Genomic DNA, 26,246 nt, shown 5'->3' with positions numbered 1-26,246 from the left:
GGAACCCTTCGTGTGGGACGCCGGCCCGAAATGCGGGCGGGCGGACTCACCACACTATCGGGGCAGAGGTGATCCTCCGTTGCTGTGTTCGAGATGCGACGGGTCTTGAGCGGGGGATGAACAGGATGTGTTCCAAAACACCCGTGACCCGTTACCCGGTCATGGTGGCGCTCCGACCAGGGGCCGGGGGACACTTGCAGGAGATCGTCCCGGCGCGAGCCACGCGCCGCCGGCGTACAAGGAGGCACCCGTGCCGCATGTCCTGGTCCTCAACGCGTCGTACGAGCCGCTCGGCGTCGTACCGCTCCGCCGCGCGCTCATACTCGTCCTCAATGAGAAGGCCGTCAGCCTCGAGGACACCGGCGCCTATATGCACAGCGCAACCTGCACCATCCCCGCTCCCAGCGTCGTCCGCCTCAAACGCTTCGTGCGCGTGCCCTTTCGGGGGCCCGTCCCGCTCACCCGCCGTGCTCTCTTCGCCCGTGACGGCGGGCGCTGTGCGTACTGCGGTGGCGTCGCAACCAGCGTCGATCACGTGGTCCCGCGCAGCCGCGGCGGCCAGCACGCCTGGGAGAACGTGGTGGCCGCCTGCCGCCGCTGCAATCACGTCAAGGCCGACCGGCACGTCGCCGAGCTGGGGTGGCGGCTGCGCCACCAGCCCGCGCCGCCGTCCGGGCTGGCCTGGCGCATCATCGGCACGGGCCATAGGGATCCGCGCTGGCTGCCTTATCTCGAGGCATTCGGCGCGGAGGACGCGATGGCCCGGATCGACGGCATTTCCGCCTGACAGTCCCGGGCCATTTCCGTACCCCGGGCGCCGGACAGGCTGCAGACCCAGCCCGCCCGGAGCCCGGGGACGGCGTGCCCGCCGCGCTCAGGGGCGGCCCACCGCGTAGGCCTCCACCCCCCGCAGGGCGTCTCCCGCCTTCCCGCCCTGCACCCGTACGAAGCGCGTGTCCGGCGCGTCCATGCGCACCGTCTCCGTGCCCCCCTTGCCGCCGGCCACGGCCGCGTCCCGCCAGGTGCGGCCGTCCGCCGACACCTGGACGCGGCAGCGGGCCGGGTCCTCGCCGTCCTGCCCGTCGCGCCAGTGCAGCACCAGCCGCCCCAGCCGTACGGGGCGGGCCAGCTCCAGCTGCCGGCCGCCGCCGCCCGGGGAGCTCAGGGAAGCGCCGCGCGCCAGGTCCGGGCCGCCCGCCGGCGGGTACGCCCGTACGGTCAGGGTCCGCTCCTGGCCGCCGAGGCGGACCGGGACGGTGAAGGTGCGGGCCGAGCCGCCCGCCGGGACCGCGAGCTCGATCCGGGCGGTGGCCACCCCGCCGCGCGCCACGGCCACCTCGGCGGGGGCCTTGACCGAGACACCCTCGGGCGCCTTCACGACGAGCTTCTCGCGGACCTCCTCCGGCCGCCGGTTGATCATGCGCACGTCCACGGCCGCCGGGCGCCCGCCGAGCTCCGCGTCCGCCTCCGAGGGCGTGAGCTCCACGTCGGCCGAGGGCGTGTCCGCGAACCACGGGGCGATCTCGTGGACGGGCGGCGGCGTGCCGCCCCCCTCCCACACCACCCGCAGCGCGTCCGCCCGCATCCCCTTGCCGGCCAGCTGCGTCCAGCCGCCGTCCGACACGGCGCCCAGCGGCTGCCACCCCTTGGAGACGTCGCGCGCCCAGGCCGTGCCCCGCGCGCCCGGCGCGGGCGCGGTGAGCACGGTGACGGCCGTCAGCGGCCGCGGCCCCTCCAGCCGTACGGTCAGCGGCTCACCCGCGGCAGGGGTGAGGGCGGTGGCCGGGTCGCCGTCGGTGGCCCGGCCCGCGGAGCGCACCGGCCGGTCCACGCCCGTCCAGCCGTTCGCGCGCGCCAGGGCCTGGTCGAGGAAGGGGGTGAGCACGCCCTTGCCGACCGTCACCGGGCTGTCCTTGATCCGCCCGCGCAGCCGCTGCACGTCCAGCTGGGCCCGCCAGGCCTCCGCGCCGTCGCCGCGGGCCTGGGCGAGCAGCATGTCCAGCGCGCGCGTCCCCGCCTCGCCGTGCCGCGCGAGCTGCTCCAGCCACGGCCCCACCTCGCCGCCGAAGGGCCCCGACAGGCGCTGCTGCGCCTCCCGCATGGTGGCGAAGGCGGCCCGCAGCCGGCCCGCCGCCTCGTCCCGCGCCTTGCCGTCCGTACCCGACAGGGCCGTCCAGAACGCGTCCAGCAGCGGGCGCAGATACGCCGACTCGGTGCCGCCGAGCACCGACGAGGCGTCGTTGCCCGCCAGGGCCCGCAGTGCCTCCCGGGTGCGCGGGTCCGGCCCGGCCAGGTCGTCGACCGCGGCCCGCCAGGACTCCCCGGGGCGGTAGCCGCGCGGGTTCCAGGCGTAGTCGGCCGCCGTGAACAGCGGGATGCGCGAGACGGCGGCCTGCGACGAGGCGTTGGCCAGCAGCGCGGCGGAGCCCGTCGCGACGGCCGGCTCCCGGCCCGTGTACGGCCCGAGGAAGATACGGTCCTGCGCGAAGTCGTTGACCGGGTAGTTGTCCATCGTCACCAGCGGGTGCCCGAAGGCGGCCCGGGCGTCGGACAGTTCGCCGCCGGTGATGGTCTTCGGCACCACCCCGACGCCCGTCCACGCCACCTCCACGCGCGGGTCGAGCCGCTCCGCGAGTGCCCGCCGGAACGCCGTCCGCCCGTCCTGGTAGTACTCGGTGGGCAGCAGCGACAGCGGGGCCGCCTCCGCCCCCTTCGCCGCCAGGTGCGCCGCCAGCGCGCCCGCGACCTTCGCCTGCGCCTTCGCCGCCGCCTTCGGCCCCGAGCCGAACGCGTCCGCGTCCGCCCCGCAGTGCCACTCGCTGTAGCTCACGTCCTGGAACTGCAGCTGGAAGGCGCGGAAGCCCAGCGCCCACATGCCGTCCACCTTGCGCTTGAGGGCCCGCAGGTCCTCGGCCGAGGAGAAGCACATCGACTGCCCCGGCGTCACCGCCCAGGCCAGCGTCACGTGGTTGCGGCGCGCCCGCTCGGCCAGCTCCCGGAACTCCTCGCGCTGCGCCGCGGGGTAGGCGGCGCGCCAGCGGGCCTGCCGGTACGGGTCGTCGCCCGGCGCGTACAGATACCGGTTCTGCTTGGTGCGGCCCATGAAGTCCAGCTGCGCCAGACGCTGTTCGCGCGACCACGGCTCCCCGTAGAAGCCCTCGGACAGGCCCCGCACCGCCGTGCCCGGCCAGTCGCGGACCACCGCCCCGGCGAAGCCCTTCGCGCCGCCCCGCTCCACCGTCAGCTGCCGCAGCGTCTGCGCCGCGTGGAAGAGCCCGTCGGATCCCGTGCCCGCGAGCGCGGCCGTCGGCCGGCCCGCCACCTGGCCGGTCGCCAGCCGGTACCCGCCGGCCGGCAGATCACCGGCCTCCGGCGCGCCCAGCGCCCGCAGCGCCTCCTCCGCGCCCTGCCCGCCCGCGTAGACGATCAGGCCGCGCGGGGGCGGCGTGCCGCCCGGGGCCGCGTCCACGACCGTCCGCGCGCCCGCGGCGCGCAGGACGTCGCGCAGCGCCTCGACCGCGTACGGGTCGGTGCCCGGCTCGGCCATCAGGGTGACCTCGCCGCCGACCTGGGCGTACGAACCCAGCGCGCGCGATGCCTGCGGCCGCGGCCACACCGGCGGCAGGGCGCCCTCGCCCTGCGGATCGGGCGCGGCCGCGGCGGCGTCGCCGGGCCGGGGCGCCGCGACGGTGCCGGGCGCGCCCGCCAGCAGCCCGCCGAGCAGGGCCGCCGCGAGGACGGTGACCCCGGCGCGCCGGGGGCGCACGGGCCCGTGGCCGCCGGGTGAGGAGTCGCTGCCCCGGAAGTGCACGGCCGTCTCCCTCGCCCCTAGGTGCTCCCGACGGGGGCGAGCCCATCACCAGCCGCAAGGCGTGTCAACGCACGTGACCGAAGTGCCTGTATTGCCCGGCGCGTCGACGTCGAAAGCCGAACCTCCGCGGGTGAACGGGAATTCGAGTGGTGTCCCGCGGCCCGGCGGCGGGTACGGCCTTCGGCACGGACACCTGCGGAGGTGGTGATGGCCGAGCAGATGGCCAGAGCGCGGCTCGCCGCACTGCACGGCATCGCGACGTCGTACAGCCCCGCCCCCGGCCGCAGCGTCGGCGTGCCGGAGGAGACCGTCGTCGCCGTCCTCGCCGCCCTCGGCGTCGACGCCTCCACGCCCGCCTCCGTGCGCGAGGCCCTGGCCGCTCACGAGGACGCGGCCCGCCGCAGGCTGCTGCCCGCCACGGTGGTCGTGCGCGCCGGGCGCGGTGCGCTGCCCGCGCTGCCGCCGGGCACCGAGGCGTGCGTGGAGACGGAGGACGGGGCGGTCGTCGTCCTGGACCTCGCGTCCGGGGAGCTTGGGGTGGAGGGGGGCGGTGCGTGGCCGCGCGCCCGCCGACCACGAGCCGGCGCGGAGGGGGCCGGTGCGCACGGCGCCGGCGCGTACGCCCTCGGCGCACTCCCGCTCGGCACGCACCTGCTGCGCGCCCACGCCTCCGACGGCCGGTCCGCCGCCGCGTCCCTGATCGTCGCCCCGGACCGGCTGCCCGCCCCGCCGCGGCGCGGCCACGGCTTCCTCGTCCAGCTCTACTCCCTGCTCTCCGCCCGCTCCTGGGGCATGGGCGACCTCGGCGACCTGGCCGCACTCGCCGACTGGTCCGGCCGCACCTTCGGCACGGACTTCGTCCAGGTCAACCCCCTGCACGCGGCCGTGCCCGGCGCGGGCGGCGCCCCCACCGACCCCTCGCCCTACCGGCCCTCCTCCCGCCGCTTCCCCGACCCCGTCCACCTGCGCGTCGAGGACGTGCCCGAGTTCGCCCTGCTCACCGGCGAGCGCCGCGAGCGCGCCGCGCAGCTCCTGGGCCGGGCCGCCGCCCTGCGCGACGCCGTGCTCCACAAGGGCGAGCTCATCGACCGCGACGCGGTCTGGGAGGTCAAGCGGCGCGCCCTGGAGCTCGTCCGCGCCGTGCCCCTCGGCCCCGCCCGCCTCGCCGCGTACGAGGCCTTCCGCACTGAGCAGGGCCGCGCCCTGGAGGACCACAGCACCTGGTGCGCGCTCGCAGAGGTGCACGGGCCGCACTGGCGTGCGTGGCCCGGCGGGCTCCGCGACCCCCGTTCGGCGGACACCGCCCGCGCCCGCGCGGACCTGGCCGACCGCATCGACTTCCACAGCCGGCTCGCCTGGCTCACCGACGAGCAGCTCGCGGCCGCCCAGCGCACCGCCAAGGCGGCCGGCATGCGCGTCGGCCTCGTCCACGACCTCGCCGTCGGCGTGCACCCCTCGGGCGCGGACACCTGGGCCCAGCAGGACGCCTTCGCCGACGGCATGTCCGTCGGCGCGCCCCCCGACGCCTTCAGCCCCCGCGGCCAGGACTGGGGCCTGCCGCCCTGGCGCCCCGACGCCCTGGAGGCCTGCGGCTACCGCCCCTACCGCGAGCTGCTGCGCGGCCTGCTGCGGCACGCGGGCGGCCTGCGCATCGACCACGTGATGGGCCTGTTCCGCCTGTGGTGGGTGCCGCAGGGCGCGGAGCCCACCCAGGGCGCGTACGTCCGCTACGACCCCGAGGCCATGCTCGGCGTCCTCGCCCTGGAGGCCCACCGGGCCGGGGCCGCGGTCGTGGGGGAGGACCTGGGCACGGTCGGGGCCGGGGTCCGCGAGGCGCTGGCCGAGCGCGGCGTGCTCGGCACGTCGGTGCTGTGGTTCGAGCGGGACTACGCGGCGGGGGACGCCGCTCCGCTGCCGCCCGGCCGGTGGCGCACCGGCTGCCTGGCCACCGCCACCACCCACGACCTGCCCAGCACCGCCGCCCGGCTCACCGGCGACCACGTCGCCCTGCGCCACCGGCTGGGGCTGCTCACCCGCCCGCTCGACGAGGAGCGGCAGGAGGACGCGCGGGAGGTGGGCGAATGGCTGGAGCTCTTCCGGCGGCTGGGCCTGCTGCCCGAGGGGCCCTGCGACGAGGAGACGGCCGTCCTGGCCGTCCACCGCTACCTGCTGCGCACCCCCGCCCGCCTCGTCGGCGTCTGGCTGCCGGACGCCGTCGGGGACCGCCGCCCGCAGAACCTCCCCGGCACCTGGGACCAGTACCCGAACTGGCGGCTGCCGGTCGCCGGCCCCGACGGGCGGCCGCTGTCCCTGGAGGAGCTCACGGTCTCGCCCCGGCTGCGGGCCCTGATGGCGGAGGTGGGAGCGGCGGCGGGGCCGTAGCCCCACCCCCGGGCGCGCGGGTCTCTTATGCTCCCGATATCTTGAGGCCGTGAGCACTAAGAACAAGAACGCCGTGCGAGCCGGTGCCATCTCGGCCGGCACGCTGCTGATGCTGCTGATGTCGTCCCCCGCGTTCGCGCTCACCCGCGACGACGGTGACGACCCGGGTCCGGGCCTGAGCGTGATCAATACGCTCGGCCTCTACGTCGCCGCGCCGATCGTCCTCTTCCTGGTGATCGCCGGCCTCACGATGGTCGCCGCCAGGCACTCGGACAACCCGCACACCGTCGACACCCACCACCCGCGCACGCGCTAGCCTGCTCGATCTTCTTCAGCCCGGTGCCCCGGTCCTTCTGGACCGGGGCACCGGGCTTTTTCGCGTGTGCGCCCGTGTGTGTTCCCGCCCTCAATCCGGAGCCGCTGGTTTCGCTTTACGGTCCGTTTAACCTACGGTGTCGTAACCTACGGAACCGTAAGTGTGATCATCCCCCCTGGAGCTGTCCGTGACCATCGCCCCCCTCCGCCACCACGCCCGGGCCGTATGGAGCGACAGCCGCCTGCTGTACGCCCTCGAAGAGGTCGTCGAGACCGAGCTCAACCGGCACCTGAAGATCGCCAAGGAATGGATGCCGCACGAGTACGTGCCCTGGAGCGAGGGCCGTGACTTCGACGGCGTCATGGGCGGCGAGGCCTGGGCGCCCGAGCAGTCCAAGGTCACCGACATCGGGCGCACCGCCCTCGTGGTCAACCTCCTCACCGAGGACAACCTCCCCAGCTACCACCACGAGATCGCCCAGCTCTTCGGCCGCGACGGCGCCTGGGGCACGTGGGTGCACCGCTGGACGGCGGAGGAGGGACGGCACGGCATCGTCATGCGGGACTACCTGCTGACCTCGCGGGCCGTCGACCCCGTCGCCCTGGAGCGGTTCCGGATGGCGCACATGAGCGAGGGCTTCGAGTCCGACAACCGGCACAGCATGCTGCACTCGGTGGCGTACGTCGCCTTCCAGGAGCTCGCCACCCGCATCTCCCACCGCAACACCGGACGCCACTCCGGCGACCCCGTCTGCGACCGGATGCTCGCCCGCATCGCCACGGACGAGAACCTCCACATGGTCTTCTACCGCAACCTGCTCGGGAAGGCGTTCGAGCTCGCGCCGGACCAGACGATGGAGGCGGTTCGCGACGTGGTCGTGAACTTCCGGATGCCCGGCCACGGCATCCCCGGCTTCGAGCGGGCCGCGGCCCAGATGGCGATCGGCGGGATCTACAACCTGCGCATCCACCACGACGACGTCCTCCAGCCGGTCCTGCGCTTCCTGAAGGTCCTGGAAATCACCGGCCTGGGCCCGGAGGGCCTCCGCGCCCAGGAGGAACTGGGCCTGTTCATGATCGACCTCGACGACCAGGCCACGAAGTTCGACGAGCGCCGCGCGGCCTTGCTGGCGCGCCGCGCGGCACGGGCTGAGCAGGCCTGAGCCCGCTGGTCGACGCAGCGATAGCTCAGCATGGCCGCGGCGAACAGCGGCGCCGCCTGCTGCCGGCCCGGCTGGTGGTGTACTTCGTGCTGGCGCTCTGCTTGTTCGCCCGGGAGTCGTACGAGGAGGTCGTCCGGGTACTGACTGGCGGGATTCCTGGCAGTCGCGCTGTGGCCTGGGTGAACCGGTCCTCGTTGTCCCGGGCCAGGGAGACACATTCGACGGCCCTTCTACTGTCGGCGGGCGGCCGTTCGGCTTTCCGCGAGGGCCGGACGCTGCCGAAGGAGACGCTCTACCGCGTCATCACCTTCTTCAAGGACGGCAGGGTCGTGTACCTGGGCACGACCCTGCTGGACCACAAGCGGTACCCGGCGAACGAGCTGGTGGGGCTCTACCGGGAGCGGTGGGAGATCGAGCTGGCCTTCGACGAGATCAAGAACCACCTCGGTCCCGGCGGTCCGATCCGGTCGCGCACGCCGGATGGCGTCCGGCAAGAGCTGTGGGCCTTCCTCGCGGTCCACCATGCCGTCCGCCGGTTCGCCCTCGCAGCGGCCACGGCCGGGCCCACTGTGGACGCCGACCGCGTGTCCTACCTGCGGTGCGTGCGGGTCGCCCGTCGCAGCGTTCCGGCTCAGGCCGGGGCCGCTCGGTTCAATCTCGCCCGTGCCTGGAACGAGGCAGCTCAGGAAGCACGAAGTCGGCTGCTGCCGCTGCGGCGCACAAGGGTGCCGGAAGACCGCTGGTCAACGGCCAAATCCGCTGAGCAAGGTGTGTCGGAACCTGAGCTGTCTGGGTTAGGCCCCGTTTCGGCGTACCGAGGGCATCGTTCATCAATGCGTGAGCCAACGCACCGTTCTCCGTGCCGCCAGCGCCGCTCTGACGCTCTTGGGTGCCCAGGTCGTCGTTGTTCCAGCATGGGCCGGGGGCCTCGGCGCCGGCATCCTCTCCCCGGCCATCGGCAATGGCTGCGCAAATCAGTACGGAGCAACCGTCCGGGGGACTGCCTCGCAAGGGGCGAGTGCTGCCGGAGGAAACGCCCTTGGCCTGCCCGTCACCGGACCGCTCAACCAGTGCGGCGGCGCCGATGCGCCCGCCACCAAGATTGTTTGCACAGTCATTGGTGAGAACGGGCAGACTCTGGGCACCACCTCGCTGGACAACGCGGCTGGTGTCCTCTCCGGTGTCCTGAACCCTGCAGCCACCGTCGTTTGTCAATGAGGCTGGATTCCGTGCCTCAGAGTCGACAGCTCGTGCGCTATTTATGGCAACTGCATTGGGCGCTCGCGCCCCTGAATCCGCCAGGGGCCGGCAGGCTCCGGCGTCCGTGCCGGCCCGGAGGGGCCCGGCCCCGTAAACGACCGAGGGTGCCCCCGGCTCGTCCGAGCCGGGGGCACCCTCGTGCACGCTTCGCGCGGCGCGCGTCAGCTCGCCGCGGCCGCGTCGGCGGCCTGGGCCTTGAGCGCGCGCTCGACGCCCGAGCGGGACTCCATGATCAGGCGCCGCAGCGCGGCGTTCGGCTCGGCCGAGGCCAGCCAGGCGTCCGTCGCGTCCAGGGTCTCCTGGGAGACCAGCAGCGCGGGGTACAGCCCGACCGCGATCTGCTGGGCGATCTCGTGGCTGCGGCTCTCCCACACGCCCTTGATCGCCGCGAAGAACTGCGCGCTGTAGGGCGCGAGCAGATCGCGCTGGTCGGTCTGGACGAAGCCGCCGATGACGGCCTCCTGCACGGCGTTGGGCAGGGCCGCCGACTCGACGACCGCCTTCCACGCCGCGTCCTTGGCCTCGGCCGTCGGCTGCGAGGCCCGCGCCGCCGCGGCGTACCGCTCGCCCGCCGAGGTCCGGTCCCGCTCCAGCTCGGCCGCGATCGCGGCCTCGTCCGCGCGCCCGGTGGCCGCGAGGCGGCCGAGCAGGGCCCAGCGCAGCTCGGTGTCGACGGCGAGGCCGCCGATCTCCTCCGTGCCGTCGAGGAGCCCCTGCAGCAGGGCGAGCTGCTCGTCCGTACGGGCGGTGGCGGCGAAGGCCCGGGCCCAGGCGAGCTGGTGGTCGCTGCCCGGCTCGGCGGACTTCAGGTGGGCGAGGGCCGCCTCGGTCCACCGGGCGAGGCCGGTCGCACGCCACTCGGGGGCGGCGTAGAGGTCCATGGCCAGCTTGACCTGCCGCTGCAGCGACTGCACGACGCCGATGTCCGACTCCTTGGCGATGCCGGAGAGGACGAGCGCGAGGTAGTCGCGGGCGGCGAGCTCGCCGTCGCGCGTCATGTCCCAGGCGGAGGCCCAGCACAGGGCGCGCGGCAGGGACTCGGTGAAGTCGCCGAGGTGGGCGGTGACCGTCGCGAGCGACTGCTCGTCGAGGCGGACCTTGGCGTAGGACAGGTCGTCGTCGTTGAGCAGCACGACGGCCGGCCGGGGCTTGCCGACGAGCGCGTCGACGGGCGTCAGCTCACCGTCGACGTCGAGCTCGATCCGCTCCTTGCGGACGAGCTTGCCGCCCTCCAGCTCGTACACGCCGACGGCGATCCGGTGCGGCCGCAGGGTCGGCGCGCCCTTGGCGCCGGCGGGCAGGGCGGGGGCCTCCTGGCGGACGGCGAAGGAGGTGATGACGCCGGAGGCGTCGGTCTCGATCTCCGGGCGCAGGATGTTGATGCCGGCGGTCTCCAGCCACAGCTTCGACCAGGTGGTCAGGTCGCGGCCGGAGGTCTCCTCCAGCGCGCCGAGCAGGTCGGTGAGGCGGGTGTTGCCGAAGGCGTGCGCCTTGAAGTACGCCTGGACGCCGCGGAAGAACGCGTCCTCGCCCACGTAGGCGACGAGCTGCTTGAGGACGGAGGCGCCCTTGGCGTAGGTGATGCCGTCGAAGTTGACGAGCACGTCGTCCAGGTCGCGGATCTCGGCCATGATCGGGTGGGTGGACGGCAGCTGGTCCTGCCGGTACGCCCAGGTCTTCATGGAGTTGGCGAAGGTCGTCCACGCGTGGGGCCACCGCGAGCCCGGCGCGGAGGCCTGGCAGGCGATCGAGGTGAAGGTGGCGAACGACTCGTTCAGCCACAGGTCGTTCCACCACTCCATGGTGACCAGGTCGCCGAACCACATGTGGGCCAGCTCGTGCAGGATCGTCTCGGCGCGCCCCTCGTACGCGGCGTCCGTCACCTTCGAGCGGAAGACGTACTGGTCGCGGATGGTGACCGCGCCCGCGTTCTCCATCGCGCCCGCGTTGAACTCGGGCACGAACAGCTGGTCGTACTTGGGGAAGGGGTAGGGGTAGGCGAACTTCTCCTCGAACCAGTCGAAGCCCTGGCGCGTCACCTCGAAGATGTGGTCCGCGTCCAGGAACTCGGCCAGCGAGGGGCGGCAGTAGACGGCCAGCGGGATGCTGCGGCCGTCCTTCTCGTACGTGCTGTGCACGCCGTGGTACGGGCCGGCGATCAGGGCCGTGATGTACGTGGAGATCCGCTGCGTCGGCTCGAAGCGCCAGACGTTGTCGGCGGGCCGCTCGGGGGTCGGCGAGTTGGAGATGACCGTCCAGCCCTCGGGGGCCTTCACGGTGAACGTGAAGACGGCTTTCAGGTCGGGCTGCTCGAAGGAGGCGAAGACGCGCCGCGCGTCGGGCACCTCGAACTGGGTGTACAGGTAGGCCTGCTGGTCGACGGGGTCGACGAAGCGGTGCAGGCCCTCGCCGGTGTTGGTGTACGCGCAGTCCGCGACGACCTTCAGCTCGTTGCGGCCGGCCACCAGGCCCGGCAGCGCGATCCGGCTGTCCGCGAACACCTCGGCCACGTCGAGCGCGGTCCCGTTCAGCACGACCTCGTGCACCGTGGGCGCCACCAGGTCGATGAACGTCTCCGCGCCCGCCTCGGCCGCGTCGAACCGCACCACGGTCTCGGAGCGGTAGGTGCCCCCCTCCTGCGCGCCGGAGAGATCGAGGTCGATCTCGTACGCGTCGACGGTCAGCAGACGAGCCCGCCGCTGCGCTTCTTCGCGGGTCAGATTCGTTCCAGGCACCTGGGCATCTCCTTAACTTCGCGACTTTCCGGCCATCCTTCCACGCCGGGTGCCCCGGGCGGACCGGTGTTTTTCCGGAAGCGAAACGTCCGCGCCACCCGGCCCGGAGCGGGCGGGGTGGCGCGGACGTACCGGAGAAGGGGCCGGCAGCAGGGGTCAGCCCTTGAGCTCGGCGGCGACCAGCTCCGCGATCTGCACGGCGTTGAGCGCCGCGCCCTTGCGGAGGTTGTCGTTCGAGAGGAAGAGCGCGAGGCCGTGCTCGACGGTCTCGTCCTCGCGGATGCGGCCCACGTAGGAGGCGTCCTTGCCGGCGGCCTGCAGCGGGGTGGGGATCTCCGAGAGCTCGACGCCGGGGGCGTCCTTGAGCAGCTCGTACGCGCGCTCGACGCTGACCGGACGCTCGAAGCGGGCGTTGACCTGCAGCGAGTGGCCGGAGAAGACGGGGACGCGGACGCAGGTGCCGGAGACCTTCAGGCCCGGGATCTCCAGGATCTTCCGGGACTCGTTGCGCAGCTTCTGCTCCTCGTCCGTCTCGAAGCGGCCGTCGTCCACGATCGAGCCGGCCAGCGGCAGCACGTTGTAGGCGATGGGGCGCTTGTAGACGCCGGGCTCGGGAAAGTCGACGGCCTCGCCGTCGTGGACGAGCTCCGCGGCGCGCTCGCCGACGCCGCGGATCTGGCCGTCGAGCTCGGCCACGCCGGCGAGGCCGGAGCCGGAGACGGCCTGGTAGGTGGTGGCGACGAGGGCCGTCAGGCCGGCCTCCTCGTGCAGCGGCCGCAGGACCGGCATGGCGGCCATCGTGGTGCAGTTCGGGTTGGCGATGATGCCCTTGGGGCGGTCCTTGACCGCGTGCGGGTTGACCTCGGAGACGACGAGGGGGACCTCGGGGTCCATGCGCCAGGCCGAGGAGTTGTCGATCACGACGGCGCCCTGTCCGGCGACCTTCTCGGCCAGCGCGCGGGAGGTCGCGCCGCCGGCGGAGAACAGCACGATGTCCAGGCCGGTGTAGTCGGCCGTGGCGGCGTCCTCGACCGTGATCTCCGTGCCCTGCCAGGGGAGGGTGGACCCGGCGGAGCGCGCCGAGGCGAACAGGCGCAGCTCGCTGACCGGGAACGCCCGGTCGGCGAGGATCTTGCGCATGACTCCGCCGACCTGCCCGGTGGCTCCGACGATTCCGATCCTCATGAGGGCTCCCTACTCATGTACATCTACATCACATGCAACATGCAACCTGCTGCCAGGGACGTCGCGCCTGGCACGCCGGTTCCATCATGTGGTCACACCCGCCCCAAAAGTCCAATCCTTTGACCGGTGTGCGAGACCGGGCCGGGCGAAGCGGGAAATCTTCAGCCCAGGCGCAGGTCGGCCCGGACATCCTCCGGGCGGGCGGCGGGAGCGGCGGTGACGTGCACCCGGGCGGTCGCGGTCCCGCCGTCCGCCCGGCACAGCAGGGTGTAGGTCCCCTCGGCGGGGGCGGTGAGCGCGAAGCGGCCTTCGCTGTCGGTGACGGCGGCGACGTCGGGCAGCGGCACCGGCCCGTCGGCGAAGGCCACGCGGGCACCGGCGACGGGCGCGCCCGCGGCGTCGCGGACCGTGCCGCGGATCACGCCGGCGGGCGCGGAGGGGGCGTTCATGCGGATCGGGTGTTCCCTCGGGTGGTCGGTCGGGTGGTCATGCGGATCGGGTCACGCCTTCCAGGCCACGAAGTTGTTGTAGACCGGCGTGGTGATCCGGGTGCCGGAGTTCACCCGGGCCCCGCCGTACGCGTGGACGGCGACCCCGTACCGGTCGTTGCCGATGATCCGGTAGACGGAGCTGCCGCTCTGCCCGCCGAAGGTGTCGATGTCGTAGTACACCTTGCGCGGGCCCACCGAGTCGATGCGGCGCGCGTCGTACCAGAGCGTGGCGTACGGCTTGTCGGCCGGATAGCCGGCGATGTTGCCGGTGACCTGGAGCAGGTCCGCGTCGGACCAGACGCCGAAGCCGAACCAGCCGGTCTGTGCGCCCAGGTCCGACGGCAGGATGATCGCGCCGTAGTCGAAGTTCTGGTCGCCGCTGCCGGTCCAGCCGGTCACCGACCGGAAGCTCGTGCTGACGACCGGGCCGTAGCAGACCGTGCCGCCGTTGCGCCCGGGCCAGACCTTGATGCTGCGGACCCAGCCGTCCCGCCCGGGCACGCCGCTGTTCTTGATGAAGACGACGTGCCCGGCGGTGGCGATCGTGTGCGGGCCGATGAACCAGCCGGTGCCGAGCCAGCCGCTGCCGTCGGCGGCCGTGATCTCCAGGAAGCAGTGCACGCGCCACGGGTAGACGCAGGTGTTGGTGATCTGCACCCGGTCGTCCGGCCCGTGGACGGTCTCCGGGCCGGCCGGCGGCCCGAAGGAGGCCTCGCCGATGTCGGGGACGAGGCCGCCGAAGGCGTCGTCGGCCTCGGGCGGCTCCGGCAGCCGGTAGCCCTCGACGGGCTCGGTGCCGGTGGAGCCGCCCGGGGCGGGCTCGCCGCCCGCGCCCGTGCCGGGCTGCTGGAACACGGGCGCTCCGTCGGCGGGCAGCAGGCCCGCCGCGGGGTCGCTGGAGACGGGGGTGTGGGGGTCCTGGGGCATGGCAGAAACCGTCCCTTCGACGGCAAGGTCCGCAGACCGCATCGAATAGGGCGTAAGCGCACCCTGCGCTCGAATCTCCTCCGGGAATCCGGGCCACGGTAGGAGCGCGGAGAAGCGCACGAGTGGGCGCTCGAAGCGCGAAAGGGGCGGGCACCCATACCGTGCGCCCGCCCCTCGTCAGTCCGTACGTCCGCCCGTACATCCGGACGTACACCCGGCCGCACCTCCGGCTAGCCGACGACCTTCTCGATCTTCACGCTGCCGTTCCCCGCGACCGTCCCGGCCGCGTTGACCAGCTGCACGTCCCCGAAGAAGGAGCGCCCCTCCGGAGCCGCGCCCGCCACCACGACCTCCGCCGCGACCTGAGCGGACTGCCCGGCGCCGAGCTTGACGACGGAGCCGTCGGCGACCTTGATCTCACCCAGCGAGGGGGCGAAGTACACGTCGCGGTAGTCGTACGCGGTCGAGCCCGCGGGCACGGAGTAGCCCGTGACCTCGACGGTGTACTCGCCCGCCGCCGGCTTGGTCAGGCTCACGAGCTCGTCGGAGCCGCCGCTGGTGGAGGAACCCACGGCCTTGCCGTCCTTGAAGACGGTCAGATCCAGGTCGGCCTTGGCGTCGGCGGCGGCGCCGATCACGGCGTCGAAGCGGGTGACGCCGGCCCCGAGCGTGACCTTGGTGACCTGCTTCTCCCCCTCCTTGATCTCCGGCCGGGCGGTCTTCGAGGAGCCCAGCTGACCGCCCTTGAGCCTGCCCTCCAGCGCCGCGAAGCCGTTGACGGCCTTCCAGGAGACGGCGACCGGGGTGCCGGCCTTCGCCTCGGCGACGGTCTGCGTCGCCGGGTCGAAGGTGACGCCGAGCGCGGTGGCCGTCAGCGTGTAGGGGTTCTCCAGCAGCGGGGAGGTCCGCCGCGACTCGACCTCGATCTCCCAGACGCCCGGCAGCGGGTTGGCGTAGCTGCGCAGGTCCGGGCGGCAGGTGTTGGCCGGGTTCGGGTAGTTCGGGTAGCAGTTGACCGTGGAGGTCGGGTCGGCCGGCACACCGTAGGGGTTGATCGCGATGAACCGCGTCTGGCTGTCCTTCGCCAGGCCGCCGAGCGCGACCTCCAGGGTCTTCGCGCCCTTCGGCACGCTGACGAAGTACGAGGTGGTGGCGTTGCGCACGGCCTTGGCGGCCTTCTTGACCACGTAGGACGGCGCGGCGACCGGCTCGGCGGCGACGACGGTCGTGAGGACCTGCTTGTCGATGCCCTCGGTGCGGTCGTCGTCCACGGTGAGGATCGCGCTGTGCAGGCCGGCCGTCTTCGCCTTCGCCTTGACCTGGACGGTCACGGGCTTGTTCAGCGGCAGCTTGACCTCGCCGTCACCGGCGAGCTTGAAGGTGCCGTCGTTGTTGCGCCACTTCAGCTCGTGCCAGACGGCCTTGTCCGGGCCGGAGGTACGGGTGACCGTGACGTCGTAGGTCCGGGTCTCGCCGGTCTTCAGCCCGCCCTCGCGGTCGTAGAGGCCGGTGCCGAAGCCGGGGGTCTTGAGCGCGGGGGAGAGCGCGGTGGAGACCGGCGCCTTCACCGTGTACTCGTGGGCGGTGGCGCGATCGCGCAGCGCCTCCCAGGCGTCCTCGATGTTGATCAGGCCGGCGCCCTGCTCGTAGGCCTGCGCGCCCTTGATCTGCTTGGCGGTGCTGGTGAGCGCCGTGCGCAGGTCGGCCGGGCTGAGCTTGATCTTCTTCTGCTTGGCGGCCGAGATCAGCAGCGCGGAGGCGCCGGCGGCCTGCGGGGAGGCCATCGAGGTGCCCTGCAGCATGCCGTAGCCGGGCGGCAGGTCGTAGCCGGCCTCCTTGACGGGGGCGCCGGGCTCCCAGGTCGGCGTGGTGTTGACCGAGGCGCCGGGGGCGGTGATCGTCGGGGTGAAGCCGCCGTCCTCGCGCGGGCCGCGGGAGGAGAAGGGCATCATCGCGTACTTGGTCTTCACCTCCGAGCCGTAGTTCGCCGCCCAGGTCTCCTTGGAGACCGAGGCGCCGACGCTGATGACCTTGTCGGCCAGGCCGGGGTCGCCGATGGTGTTGGCGCCGGGGCCGCTGTTGCCCGCGGAGATCACCAGCTGCACGCCGTAGGTGTCGATGAGGCGCGTGTAGAGCTCGGAGCGGGCGTTGTTGCCGTCGTTGAGCGCGGGGAGGCCGCCGATCGACATGTTGACGATGTCGACGCCGCGGTTGACCACGAGGTCGATCATGCCCTCGGTCAGGGCGACGTTGGTGCAGCCGCCGCTCCAGGTGCAGGCGCGCGAGGAGACGAGCTTGGCGCCGGGGGCGGCGCCGTTCATCTTCCCGCCGAAGAGGCCGTTGGCGGCGGTGATGCCCGCGACGTGCGTGCCGTGCTCGGACTCGATGACGCCGATGCTGACGAAGTCGGCCTTCTTGCCGACCCAGTCGCCGCCCTTCGGGTCCATCGGCACGTCCTTGCGGATCTGCACGACGAAGGGGATGCGCTCGGCGATCGCGGTGTCCGGGTCGTCCTTGCCGAAGTACCCGACCTGGAAGCCGTCCTTGTAGGGCTTCATCTCCTCGTCGTCGCCGAAGCCGGCGTCGTCGCCGAGGTCGACGCGGACGGTGCCCTTGGCCTTGTCGTAGAGGACCGCCCAGGAGTCGGTGGTGTCGCCGTCCCGGTTGAGGTCGCCCTTCATGTCGCCGCCGGCGGTCGCGTTCTCCCGGAACAGGGCCACCTGGTACGGGCCGTTGCCGGGCACCGTGTAGCTGCGGCCGTTGAAGGAGAAGGACGGGCCGGAGACGTCGGCCGTCATCGGCAGCCAGGTGCCGTCCTGGTCGGTGAGCGGGTCGGTCGCGGTCACCCAGTCGACGATCTTGCGCTCGCCGGTGGTGGTCTTCTGCAGCGCCGGGTGGCCCAGGTCGATGCCCGAGTCGAGGATGCCGATGGTCACGCCCCGGCCGTCGGCCTTGGGGTGGTCCTCGACGAAGTCCACGGCACCGGTCTCGAAGGCCGGCTGATAGGGGTTCTTCGCCGGGGTGTCCTTGCCCGGCGCGGGGAAGCTGCCGGCCTTGGCGCCGCGGGCGCCCTCGGCGGCGTCGGCGCGCGGCGTCGGGTCCGGGAGCTTGATCTCCTGCCGGAGGTCGATGCCGTGCACCGAGCCGAGCTTTTGCGCCTCGGCGATGGCAGCGTCGGCCTTGGGCGTGGGGACGGTGGCCCGGACGTAACCGAGCTTGTCGTCCGTGCGGCCGACCGACGCGCCCTTGATGGCGCCGAGTTTGCCGGCGACCTGGGCGGTCTGCCCGGGCGCGGTGGCGATCATCATCGTGACCGTCTTGTCGCCGCCGGCCTTGGCCCCGGCGAGCAGGGCGGCGTCGTGCGAACCGAGCTTGTCCGCGGGCGATTTGACCGGGCCCGGAGCGGGCAACGGGTCGTCAGCGAAGGCGGGTGCGGCGCCCGCGGCCGTGAGGGCGGCCACGAGGGAGGCCGCGACGGCTATTCGGACCGGGCGTCTTGCGCCGCCGGGGCGCGTGTTACGGGATTCGGGGGTCATGTCCATCCCTGGCTTGACGTGAAGGCGCCGCTGAACAGCGGGCGTCCGGAAATCGGAGCCGGATGACCGATCACTTTTATGGAAGTGACGGGGGTTTGGGGAGAGTTGTCGGAGAGGGAACGTAAGGATGGCGTAAACCCGCCAGGCGCCAGTCGGGAGGAAGCGTGACGGAGGCCGTGAAGCGGTCAGCGGCGTTCCCGCAGCTCAGAGGCTCTAGGGCAAACGGACTACAGCTCCGGCCCCAGAACCTGCCCAGTGTTCCACCCGAGAGTGAACGCTGAGTGAGCGTCAGTCCGCCAGGGGACGAGTGCTGTATGTCCGTTCGCATTCGCCAAGATCGATGTGCGGTGATCGGCGGCGGCCGTTGCGGCCGCGTTCACGCCCAGGTCACCCCCGCTGCCAACGATCCTCGGTAGGAAGGATCGCCGCCGGCAACGCTCCGCAGCCCGGAGCCCGCTTCAGCCCGCTTCGCGTTCGCACTCGGGGAGACCGCTATGCACCGCAGATCAGACAGATCCGCAGACGCCCGCCTCGACCGCCGTACGTTCCTCGCGGCAGCGGGGGCCGTGACCACCGCCACCGGCATCGGACTGGCCCTGGGGGCGGACTCGGTGCCGGCCGTGGCCCAGCCGCCGGATCCGAGCACTTCGGGCGCGGCGCGGGCCGCCTCGGCGAGCGCGGACGCCGCGGCCGTGGCCGGTCCGAACGGGGCCGGGACGACCCTCGTCTCCGTGGCCGCCCCGCGCGGCACCTCCGGATACCGCAAGCTCGGCGACGGCCCCGGCTGGCCGCGGCAGGTGCGCGGCGAGCTGGCCGGGGCGCAGCGCGGCCGCGAGGACCGGCGCACGACGCTGGCCTCCTTCGTGCAGTTCACCGACCTGCACCTGACGGACGTGCAGCACCCGCTGCGCTACGAGTTCTTCCGGTCCGGCGAGCCCGGCGCATGGCGTCCGCACGAGGCGCTGACCCTGCCCGGCGTGGTCTCGCTGATCGAGCGCGTCAACAAGCTCCGGCGCGGGCCCGCGACCGGTGCGCCGCTGTCCTTCGTCATCACCACCGGGGACAACGGCGACGAGAACGCGCGGATCGAGGTCGAGTGGTTCCTCACCGCCATGAGCGGCGGCCGCATGAACCCCAACACCGGTGACCCGCGCCACTACGAGGGCGTCCAGAACAGCGGGCTGAAGCTCTTCTGGCAGCCCGAGAGCGCCCTGCGCGACCAGGACAAGCAGGCCGGCTTCCCGCGCATCCCCGGCTACCTCGGCGCCGCCACCCGCCAGGTCAACAGCCCCGGCCTGAACGTCCCCTGGTACTCCACCTACGGCAACCACGACGGCCTCTCCGGCGGCTGCTACCCGGCCGCGGGCACCTTCATCGCCGAGGCCGCGACGGGCAACAAGAAGCTCCAGATCATCTCCGCCGCCGAGGCCAAGTGGCTGATGGAGGGCGAGTCCAAGGGCGTCGACCCCAAGGGCAAGCGGATCGAGGAGCTGCTGAAGGCGCACCGGAAGGAGATGCGCACCGTCACCGCCGACCCCCGCCGGGTGCCGCTGACCTCCCGGCAGTACGTGGCCGCTCACCTCGACCCCCGCTACAAGGGCCGCGGCCCGGTCGGCCACGGCTACACCCGCGACAACCTCGACTCGGGCGACCTCTACTACTCCTTCAAGATCTCCGACAAGGTCATCGGCATCAGCCTCGACACCACCGACCCCGGAGGCCACTACCAGGGCTCGCTCGGCACCGGCCAACTGCGCTGGCTGGAGCGCACCTTGAAGCGCTACGCGGACAAGTACGCGCTCGTCTTCAGCCACCACCCCAGCTGGAGCATGGACAACCTCACCCCCGACCCCACCCACCCCGGCGAGGACCGCCACGACGGCAACGAGCTGATCGCCGTCCTGCAGGATCACCGCAACGTCCTCGCCTGGATCAACGGCCACAGCCACCGCAACCGGATCCGCCCCCGCGGCACCTTCTGGGAGATCGCCACCGCCTCGCACGTCGACTACCCGCAGCTCGCGCGCGTCATCGAGGTCGCGGACAACCACGACGGCACGGTCTCGCTGTTCACCACGCTCATCGAATCCGCCGCCCCCTACCGCACCGACCTCGGCGATCTCTCCCAGACCGGACTCGCCTCCCTCTACCGGGAACTGGCCTTCAACGCCCCCGGATCGGACGTCTCCCTGGCCGGCGCGCCCGCCGACCGCAACACCGAGCTGCTGCTCTCCCGGCGCTGAGCCGGCGTCACCGGGGCAGCACCACCAGATACGCGGCAGGGTCGCGGTCGGCCGACGCCATCAGGGCGGTGCGGACCACCGCGGCCTGCTGCTCGGGGGTCTCGCGCAGCTTCTTCGGCGTGATGTGCACGACCATGACCCCGAGCCGCTCCAGGTGCTCCCGCTTGCGGAACTGCGCCGACCACACCGCGTCGTCGTCCTGGCGCGGCGTCCGCGAATCGATCTCCACGGCCACGCTGTGCTCGGGCCAGAACGCGTCCACCCGGCCCAGGCACGGGCCGCCCGGCAGCCGCAGGTCCACGTTCCACAGCGGGGCGGGCAGCCGGTGGTCGCGCACCAGGTCGTAGAGCCGGCCCTCGGCGACGGCCCGGCCCTCGGCCAGCAGTGTGTCCACCGCGTCCACCACGTGCGCCCGCGCCAGCAGCCGCGCCCGCGTCAACTCCTTGACGACGGCGGCCGCTTCGCAGTGCCCGCCGCGCACGGCCTCGGCCAGCAGCCGGCGCACCGTGGAGGCGTCGGTGAGCTGGGCGACGGTGTCCGCGACCGCCCGCGCGACCGGTGCCACGGGCACCCCCGTCAGCAGCCGGGGGTGCGGCAGGGCGTGGGCCCGCACGATCCGTACGAAACCGGACGTCCGCAGCCGGCGGGTGCGCGGCACGAGCACGTCGATGTGGTCGAGGGCGAGCAGCGGCGGCACGGAGGTGAAGCGGTGCAGAGCCAGCGCCGCCGCACCGGTGATCATCGCGGAGCCGTAGGGGCCGGCCGCGGCCTCCCGGGCCGCGGCGGTGGCGGTGCCGGGGCCCGGCTGGGCGGGCGGGCCCTGGGTGCGCGGGACCGTGTACAGCAGGGCGGCGTGCAGCCGCTCCTCGCTGGTGGCGGGCCCCGTGCGGAGCAGGAAGACCCCGGGCAGCAGCTGCTGCCAGGGGCCGCCGGGGCGGCAGCGCTCCCCGGCGGCGGGTCCGGACACACCGTGGTCGCGCAGCTGACGTGCTGTCATGACACGGTGACGGACGTCGGAGAGGTGGTGCAGGGGGCGCGGGGAGAGAGGGGTGTCGGAGTTCATGCCGGGCACGTTCCCGCGTCCGCGGCGGGCCCTAACCCGGTGTTACAGCCCCGTCGACAATTCCGGACAACGCCGTCCTAAAGTACGGGTGTTCGACGACCTTCCCGTCTCCGGGCGAGGGGCGACGAGCCTCCTTGTTTCCGCCGCAGCGGCGAGAAACCCACGTATGCGTATTCGGCGGTGCCGACCGCGGCTCAGCAGACTCCGCACGCCCCGGCTGCGGGAGCCCCCCGCAGCCGGACCGTACCCCGCCCCCCGCGGACTTACTCCGCGGCCGCGTCGCGTTCCTGCGCCCGCAGCGCGCGGGCGAGGTCGTCGCGAGCCTCCAGTACGAGCCGCCGCAGCGCCGCGGGCGCGTCCGCGTGCTCCGCGAGCCACGCGTCGGCCGCACCGAGGGTGCGGGAGTCGTCCTGCAGCATCGGGAAGAGCCCCCGCACGACGGCCATGGCGTACTCGATGGACCGCTCGCGCCAGATGCCTTCGATCACCGCGAAGTAGCGCTCGGCGTACGTCGCGAGGAGCTGCCGCTGCCCGGGCTGGTCGAAGCCCGCGATGGTGGCCTCGGCCAGCGCGTTGGAGAGCTTGTCGGAGGCGACGACCGTCTGCCAGGCCTCCTCCTTCACCTCGGCGGACGGCCGGGAGGCCAGGCAGCGGACGCGGTGCCGTTCGCCGGAGGCGGTGTTGTCGCGGGCGAGCTCCGCGCCGATCGCCGCCTCGTCGGCCGCGCCCTGCGCCGCCAGCGAGGCCAGGAACGCCCAGCGCAGCTCCTGGTCCACCTCCAGCCCGTCGATCTTCGCGGACCCCTCCAGCAGTCCGCGCAGCAGCTGCAGGTCGGAAGGGGAGGAGGCGAGCTGGGCGAAGAAGCGCGCCCACGCCAGCTGGTGACCGCTGCCCGGCTCGGCGAGCCGCAGCTCGCGCAGCGCGCCCTCGGCGAGGGCCCGGGCGCCCTCCTCGCGCCACGCGGGCGCCACGTAGTGCACCAGGGCCGACCGCGCCCACGCCTGCAGCATCTGCAGCACGCCGACCTCGCTCTCGGCGCCCGCGAACCGCTCCACGAGGGAGAGGAAGTCGCGGGCGGGCATCAGCCCGTCGCGGGTGAGGTTCCACAGCGCCGACCAGCACAGGGCGCGAGCGAGCGGGTCCGCGAGGTCGCCGAGGCGGGCGCGCAGCGTCTCCAGCGAGCCCTCGTCGAAGCGGACCTTGCAGTAGGTCAGGTCGTCGTCGTTGACCAGGATCAGCTCCGGGCGCTCGGCTCCGGCCTGCTCGGCCACGACCGTGCGCGGGCCCGCGACGTCGACCTCGGTGCGGGCGTAGCGCACCAGCGCGCCGCCGGCGTCGCGGCGGTAGAGGCCCACGGCCACGCGGTGGGGGCGCAGCTCGGGGTGTTCGGGCGAGGCCTCCTGCAGGATCGCGAGCTCGGTGATCCGGTCGGCTGCGTCGTACGTGGCGAGCGGCGTGAGCGAGTTGACGCCCGCGGTCTGCAGCCAGGAGCGCGCCCAGGCGCCCATGTCCCGGCCGGAGGTCTCCTCCAGCACCTCCAGCAGGTCGGTCAGGCGCGTGTTGCCGAAGGCGTGCCGCTTGAAGTAGCGCCGTGCGCCCTCCAGGAAGGCCTCGCGCCCCGCGTAGGCGACGAGCTGCTTGAGGACCGAGGCGCCCTTGGCGTAGGTGATGCCGTCGAAGTTGAGCTTGGCCTCCTCCAGGTCGTGGATGTCGGCCGTGATCGGATGGGTGGAGGGCAGCTGGTCGGCGCGGTACGCCCACGCCTTGCGCCGGTTGGCGAAGGTGATCCAGCCGTGGTCGAAGCGGGTCGCCTCCACCATCGAGAAGGTCCCCATGAAGTCGGCGAAGGACTCCTTCAGCCACAGGTCGTCCCACCACTCCATGGTGACCAGGTCGCCGAACCACATGTGCGCCATCTCGTGCAGGATGACGTTGGCCCGGCCCTCGTAGGACGTCTGCGTCACCTTGCCGCGGAAGACGAACTCCTCGCGGAAGGTCACCAGGCCCGGGTTCTCCATCGCGCCGAGGTTGTACTCGGGCACGAACGCCTGGTCGTACTTCCCGAACGGGTACGGGTAGTCGAAGTTGTCGTGGAAGAAGTCCAGGCCCTGCTTGGTGACGGTGAAGATGTCGTCCGCGTCGAAGTGCCGGGCCAGGCCCTTGCGGCACAGCGCGCCCAGCGGGATCTCCAGGACGGTGCCGTCGGGCAGCTTGCGGCTGTAGTGGTCGCGGACCACGTGGTACGGGCCGGCGACGACCGCCGTGATGTACGTGGAGATCGGCAGCGTCTCCACGAAGCGCCACGTGGCGGCGGACGGCGCGACGGGCTCGGGCTCGCCCGCCTGCGCGCCGTTGCCCAGCACCGTCCAGCCGGCGGGCGCGGTCACCGAGAGGGCGAAGGGTGCCTTGAGGTCGGGCTGCTCGAAGCCCGCGAAGACGCGGCGGGCGTCGGCGGGCTCGTACTGGGTGTAGAGGTAGACCTCGCCGTCCTCGGGGTCCTCGAAGCGGTGCAGGCCCTCGCCGGTCCGGCTGTACGCGCACTGCGCGTCCACGACCAGGACGTTCTCGGCGGCCAGGTCCGTGAGCGCGATCCGCGAGCCGTCGAAGACGGCGGCCGGGTCCAGGGCGCGGCCGTTCAGGGTCACGGCCGTCACGGCGGGCGCCAGCAGGTCCGCGAACGTCGCGGCCCCGGGCTCGGTGCAGCGGAAGCGCACCGTGGTGACCGACCGGAACGTCCGGTGCTCCTGTCCCGCCCCCACCGCGGACCGCAGGTCGAGGGCGACCTCGTAGGCGTCCACGGCCAGCAGCCGGGCCCGCTCGCGGGCCTCCTCGCGGGTCAGGTTCTCACCGGGCACGTCGGGACTCCTTCGGCTGGATGGTGTGTCTGTGGGCAACAGCGGAATCATGGCACGGGGTGTCTTTGTTGAAACGGCTACCGAATGGCCCTGATGAGGAGATCTACGTGACTGCCGTGGAGAAGACCCGTGCCGACTTCTGGTTCGACCCCTCCTGCCCGTGGGCGTGGATGACCTCGCGCTGGATGCTGGAGGTCGAGAAGGTGCGGCCCGTCGAGGTGCGCTGGCACGTGATGAGCCTGGCCGTCCTCAACGAGAACCGGCTCGACGAGGTGCCCGCGGAGTACCGCGAGGCGATGCGGCCCGGTGGCCGGACCTGGGCACCGGTGCGGGTGTGCATCGCCGCCGAGCAGAAGTTCGGCAACGAGGCCCTCGGCCCGCTCTACACGGCCCTCGGCACCCGCTTCCACGACCGGGGCCTGCCCCGGGACCACGCGACGATCGTCGCCGCCCTGGAGGAGGCGGGCCTGCCGGCCGAGCTGGCGGACGCCGCCCGGTCGGACGCCTTCGACGCCGAGCTGCGCGCCTCGCACGAGGAGGGCATCTCCAAGGTCGGCCAGGACGTCGGTACGCCGGTCATCGCGGTGCCGGGCGCGGACGGCGAGCAGATCGCCTTCTTCGGCCCCGTCGTCACGCCCGCCCCCAAGGGCGAGGCCGCGGCGAGACTGTGGGACGGCACGCTGCTGGTCGCCTCGACGCCGGGCTTCTACGAGATCAAGCGCACGCGGACGCAGGGTCCGGTCTTCGACTGAGGACGGCCGCGCCCCGTAAGGGGCGCGGGGAACTGCGCGACCAGCCCCCACCGGCCCGCAGTGACCGGATGTTCGGCGCGCGTGTACGCCCCGTCTCCCTTAATGTCCCGGTATGGGGCAGACCGATCTCACCCCGCCGCTGGGCTTCGACGGGGGCCGGGCGGACGGGGACACGCCGGCCGCAGGCCACTACGCGGAGCTGCCCGTACGCCCGTACGACCTGCTGCTGCGCGCGGGCTGCCGGGCCCTGATCCCGCTGCGGTCCGCACTGGGCCTGCGCCGGGCGGCGGCAGCCCTGCGCCACTACCTGCGCGGCACCGGCGCCGCCCACCGCGTGGACGCGGACGCCCTGCTCGCCCTCCCGGACGTGCGCACCGCCGCCGGGGAGCAGCTGGAGCGGTGGCGCGCCGAGGCCCTGGAGCGGTGGCGCGACGGGCCCCGTACGGCCGCCGCCTACCCCGCGGACAGCGGCTGGCGCGAGGTGGAGCTCCCGCGGACGTGGGGGAGTGTGGACTGGCGGCTGGCGCTGCGCGCCTTCGAGTACCGGCTGACGGGCACGGTACGGGTCGCCGCCGACGGCACGGCCTCGGCCGACTACCGCTTCGCGGTGCACACGCGCTGGGACGCGGGCCGGTTCGCCCGGCTGCACGACGTGGGGCTCGCGAAGGGGTTCACGGTGACGGGCGAGGCGTTCGGCCACGCATGAGAAGTGAGAAGGCCCCCGCAGTGCGGGGGCCTTCTCCGCCTGCCACGTGAAGGGTGAGAAGACGATCACGAGCAGGACGCCGGGGAATCCCTTGCGGAATTACGGAACCAGCAGCAGGTTGCCGCGCTGCTTGGCGGCCTCGAAGCGCTTGGCGACGTCCTGCCAGTTGACAACGGCCCACATGGCGTCGATGAAGTCGACCTTCTGGTTCTTGTACTGCAGGTAGAAGGCGTGCTCCCAGGCGTCGAAGACCAGGATCGGGACCGAGCCCTGGCCGACGTTGCCCTGGTGGTCGTAGACCTGCTCGACGATCAGCTTGCCGCTGATCGGCTCGTAGGCGAGGACACCCCAGCCGGAGCCCTGGGTGGTCGCGGAGGCCTTGGTCAGCTGCGCCTTGAACTTGGCGAAGGAGCCGAAGGACTCGGCGATGGCGTCGGCGAGCTCGCCCACGCCGTCCTTGTCCAGGGGCTCGCCGCCGCCGTCGCCGGACATGTTCTGCCAGTAGATGCTGTGCAGGATGTGACCGGAGAGGTGGAAGGCCAGGTTCTTCTCCAGGCCGTTGATGGCGCCCCACTGGTCCTTGTCGCGGGCCTCGGCGAGCTGCTCCAGGGTGTCGTTCGCGCCCTTGACGTACGCCGCGTGGTGCTTGTCGTGGTGCAGCTCGATGATCTTCGCGTCGATCGTCGGCTGCAGCGCAGCGTAATCGTAGGGAAGTTCAGGAAGTGTGTAGATGGCCATGCCGAGCCCTCCGACTGCTTATTGCAATTAACTTGCAGGTAGACGCTACCAGCAAGAGCATCTGACAGGCCGTAAGGGTGGGTG

Annotated in this window: 17 protein-coding genes and 1 pseudogene; 9 read left to right on the top strand and 9 right to left on the bottom strand. The window is 72.8% G+C overall.

Annotated features, from left to right (window positions below):
• Positions 1–250: 250 nt before the first annotated feature.
• A complete protein-coding gene (locus tag FGW37_RS11080; protein WP_030366446.1) occupies positions 251–787 on the top strand; it encodes an HNH endonuclease in 537 nt (178 codons plus the stop codon).
• Between the two features lie 87 nt (positions 788–874).
• Here FGW37_RS11080 and FGW37_RS11075 read toward each other — a convergent pair whose 3' ends face one another.
• Complete coding sequence (locus FGW37_RS11075) at positions 875–3,811, bottom strand: glycoside hydrolase family 84 protein (RefSeq protein ID WP_246430347.1); 2,937 nt, start codon at positions 3,809–3,811, stop codon at positions 875–877.
• A gap of 219 nt (positions 3,812–4,030) precedes the next feature.
• Between FGW37_RS11075 and malQ the strand changes: the two genes are divergently transcribed.
• The 5 genes and pseudogenes from malQ to FGW37_RS11050 all read left to right on the top strand — a co-directional run bounded on the left by malQ (position 4,031) and on the right by FGW37_RS11050 (position 8,889).
• Complete coding sequence (gene malQ, locus FGW37_RS11070; RefSeq protein WP_179084629.1) at positions 4,031–6,193, top strand: 4-alpha-glucanotransferase; 2,163 nt, start codon at positions 4,031–4,033, stop codon at positions 6,191–6,193.
• A gap of 109 nt (positions 6,194–6,302) precedes the next feature.
• Positions 6,303–6,509 carry a hypothetical protein gene (locus FGW37_RS11065; protein WP_078660181.1) on the top strand — a complete coding sequence of 69 codons (207 nt, stop codon included), beginning with the start codon at positions 6,303–6,305 and terminating at the stop codon, positions 6,507–6,509.
• Positions 6,510–6,696: 187 nt separating this feature from the next.
• Complete coding sequence (locus tag FGW37_RS11060; RefSeq protein ID WP_179080914.1) at positions 6,697–7,671, top strand: acyl-ACP desaturase; 975 nt, start codon at positions 6,697–6,699, stop codon at positions 7,669–7,671.
• Positions 7,668–8,174: pseudogene (locus FGW37_RS34130) on the top strand (transposase domain-containing protein); the annotation flags it as partial. The gene FGW37_RS11060 and the pseudogene FGW37_RS34130, both read left to right, overlap by 4 nt.
• Positions 8,175–8,508: 334 nt before the next feature.
• Positions 8,509–8,889 (top strand): hypothetical protein, encoded by a 381-nt coding sequence (locus tag FGW37_RS11050; RefSeq protein ID WP_179079113.1) that lies wholly within the window; start codon positions 8,509–8,511, stop codon positions 8,887–8,889.
• A gap of 203 nt (positions 8,890–9,092) precedes the next feature.
• Here the strand turns inward: FGW37_RS11050 and pepN (FGW37_RS11045) are convergent, their stop codons facing one another.
• The 5 genes from pepN (FGW37_RS11045) to FGW37_RS11025 all read right to left on the bottom strand — a co-directional run bounded on the left by pepN (FGW37_RS11045) (position 9,093) and on the right by FGW37_RS11025 (position 17,805).
• On the bottom strand, positions 9,093–11,666 hold the full coding sequence (pepN, locus tag FGW37_RS11045; RefSeq protein ID WP_179080913.1) for an aminopeptidase N: 2,574 nt from the start codon (positions 11,664–11,666) through the stop codon (positions 9,093–9,095).
• A gap of 156 nt (positions 11,667–11,822) precedes the next feature.
• Complete coding sequence (locus tag FGW37_RS11040; RefSeq protein WP_179080912.1) at positions 11,823–12,851, bottom strand: aspartate-semialdehyde dehydrogenase; 1,029 nt, start codon at positions 12,849–12,851, stop codon at positions 11,823–11,825.
• A 161-nt stretch (positions 12,852–13,012) separates the two neighbouring features.
• Positions 13,013–13,300 (bottom strand): carboxypeptidase-like regulatory domain-containing protein, encoded by a 288-nt coding sequence (locus FGW37_RS11035; protein WP_179080911.1) that lies wholly within the window; start codon positions 13,298–13,300, stop codon positions 13,013–13,015.
• Positions 13,301–13,351: 51 nt separating this feature from the next.
• Positions 13,352–14,269, bottom strand: coding sequence for a trypsin-like serine peptidase (locus tag FGW37_RS11030; RefSeq protein WP_179080910.1), 918 nt, complete (start codon positions 14,267–14,269; stop codon positions 13,352–13,354).
• 230 nt (positions 14,270–14,499) lie between these two features.
• On the bottom strand, positions 14,500–17,805 hold the full coding sequence (locus FGW37_RS11025; protein ID WP_179080909.1) for a S8 family serine peptidase: 3,306 nt from the start codon (positions 17,803–17,805) through the stop codon (positions 14,500–14,502).
• A 494-nt stretch (positions 17,806–18,299) separates the two neighbouring features.
• Between FGW37_RS11025 and FGW37_RS11020 the strand changes: the two genes are divergently transcribed.
• Positions 18,300–20,048, top strand: a complete 1,749-nt coding sequence (locus FGW37_RS11020; RefSeq protein WP_179080908.1) for a TIGR03767 family metallophosphoesterase — start codon at positions 18,300–18,302, stop codon at positions 20,046–20,048.
• Positions 20,049–20,055: 7 nt separating this feature from the next.
• Here FGW37_RS11020 and FGW37_RS11015 read toward each other — a convergent pair whose 3' ends face one another.
• Both FGW37_RS11015 and pepN (FGW37_RS11010) read right to left on the bottom strand, forming a co-directional pair.
• Entirely contained in the window at positions 20,056–21,111 is a 1,056-nt protein-coding gene (locus tag FGW37_RS11015; protein WP_179080907.1) for a hypothetical protein, read from the bottom strand.
• 263 nt (positions 21,112–21,374) lie between these two features.
• Positions 21,375–23,966, bottom strand: coding sequence for an aminopeptidase N (gene pepN / locus FGW37_RS11010; RefSeq protein WP_179080906.1), 2,592 nt, complete (start codon positions 23,964–23,966; stop codon positions 21,375–21,377).
• A gap of 107 nt (positions 23,967–24,073) precedes the next feature.
• Between pepN (FGW37_RS11010) and FGW37_RS11005 the strand changes: the two genes are divergently transcribed.
• Positions 24,074–24,718, top strand: coding sequence for a DsbA family oxidoreductase (locus FGW37_RS11005; protein WP_281394817.1), 645 nt, complete (start codon positions 24,074–24,076; stop codon positions 24,716–24,718).
• A 112-nt stretch (positions 24,719–24,830) separates the two neighbouring features.
• On the top strand, positions 24,831–25,424 hold the full coding sequence (locus tag FGW37_RS11000) for a hypothetical protein (protein WP_179080905.1): 594 nt from the start codon (positions 24,831–24,833) through the stop codon (positions 25,422–25,424).
• A gap of 99 nt (positions 25,425–25,523) precedes the next feature.
• Here FGW37_RS11000 and FGW37_RS10995 read toward each other — a convergent pair whose 3' ends face one another.
• Complete coding sequence (locus tag FGW37_RS10995; protein ID WP_058044431.1) at positions 25,524–26,162, bottom strand: superoxide dismutase; 639 nt, start codon at positions 26,160–26,162, stop codon at positions 25,524–25,526.
• Positions 26,163–26,246: the final 84 nt, after the last annotated feature.

Source organism: Streptomyces rectiverticillatus, assembly GCF_013394065.1.
GTDB classification, from domain to species: Bacteria; Actinomycetota; Actinomycetes; order Streptomycetales; family Streptomycetaceae; genus Streptomyces; species Streptomyces rectiverticillatus.
This window is presented reverse-complemented; position numbering and strand designations above follow the sequence as displayed.

Excerpts from the sequence above, each read along its gene's own strand:
- FGW37_RS11025 (WP_179080909.1), bottom strand. The coding sequence starts at position 17,805 with ATGACCCCCGAATCCCGTAACACGCGCCCCGGCGGCGCAAGACGCCCG.
- FGW37_RS11035 (WP_179080911.1), bottom strand. The coding sequence starts at position 13,300 with ATGAACGCCCCCTCCGCGCCCGCCGGCGTGATCCGCGGCACGGTCCGC.
- FGW37_RS11000 (WP_179080905.1), top strand. The coding sequence starts at position 24,831 with ATGGGGCAGACCGATCTCACCCCGCCGCTGGGCTTCGACGGGGGCCGG.
- malQ (WP_179084629.1), top strand. The coding sequence starts at position 4,031 with ATGGCCAGAGCGCGGCTCGCCGCACTGCACGGCATCGCGACGTCGTAC.
- FGW37_RS11015 (WP_179080907.1), bottom strand. The coding sequence starts at position 21,111 with ATGAACTCCGACACCCCTCTCTCCCCGCGCCCCCTGCACCACCTCTCC.
- FGW37_RS11030 (WP_179080910.1), bottom strand. The coding sequence starts at position 14,269 with ATGCCCCAGGACCCCCACACCCCCGTCTCCAGCGACCCCGCGGCGGGC.
- FGW37_RS11065 (WP_078660181.1), top strand. The coding sequence starts at position 6,303 with ATGCTGCTGATGTCGTCCCCCGCGTTCGCGCTCACCCGCGACGACGGT.
- FGW37_RS11020 (WP_179080908.1), top strand. The coding sequence starts at position 18,300 with ATGCACCGCAGATCAGACAGATCCGCAGACGCCCGCCTCGACCGCCGT.
- FGW37_RS10995 (WP_058044431.1), bottom strand. The coding sequence starts at position 26,162 with ATGGCCATCTACACACTTCCTGAACTTCCCTACGATTACGCTGCGCTG.
- FGW37_RS11040 (WP_179080912.1), bottom strand. The coding sequence starts at position 12,851 with ATGAGGATCGGAATCGTCGGAGCCACCGGGCAGGTCGGCGGAGTCATG.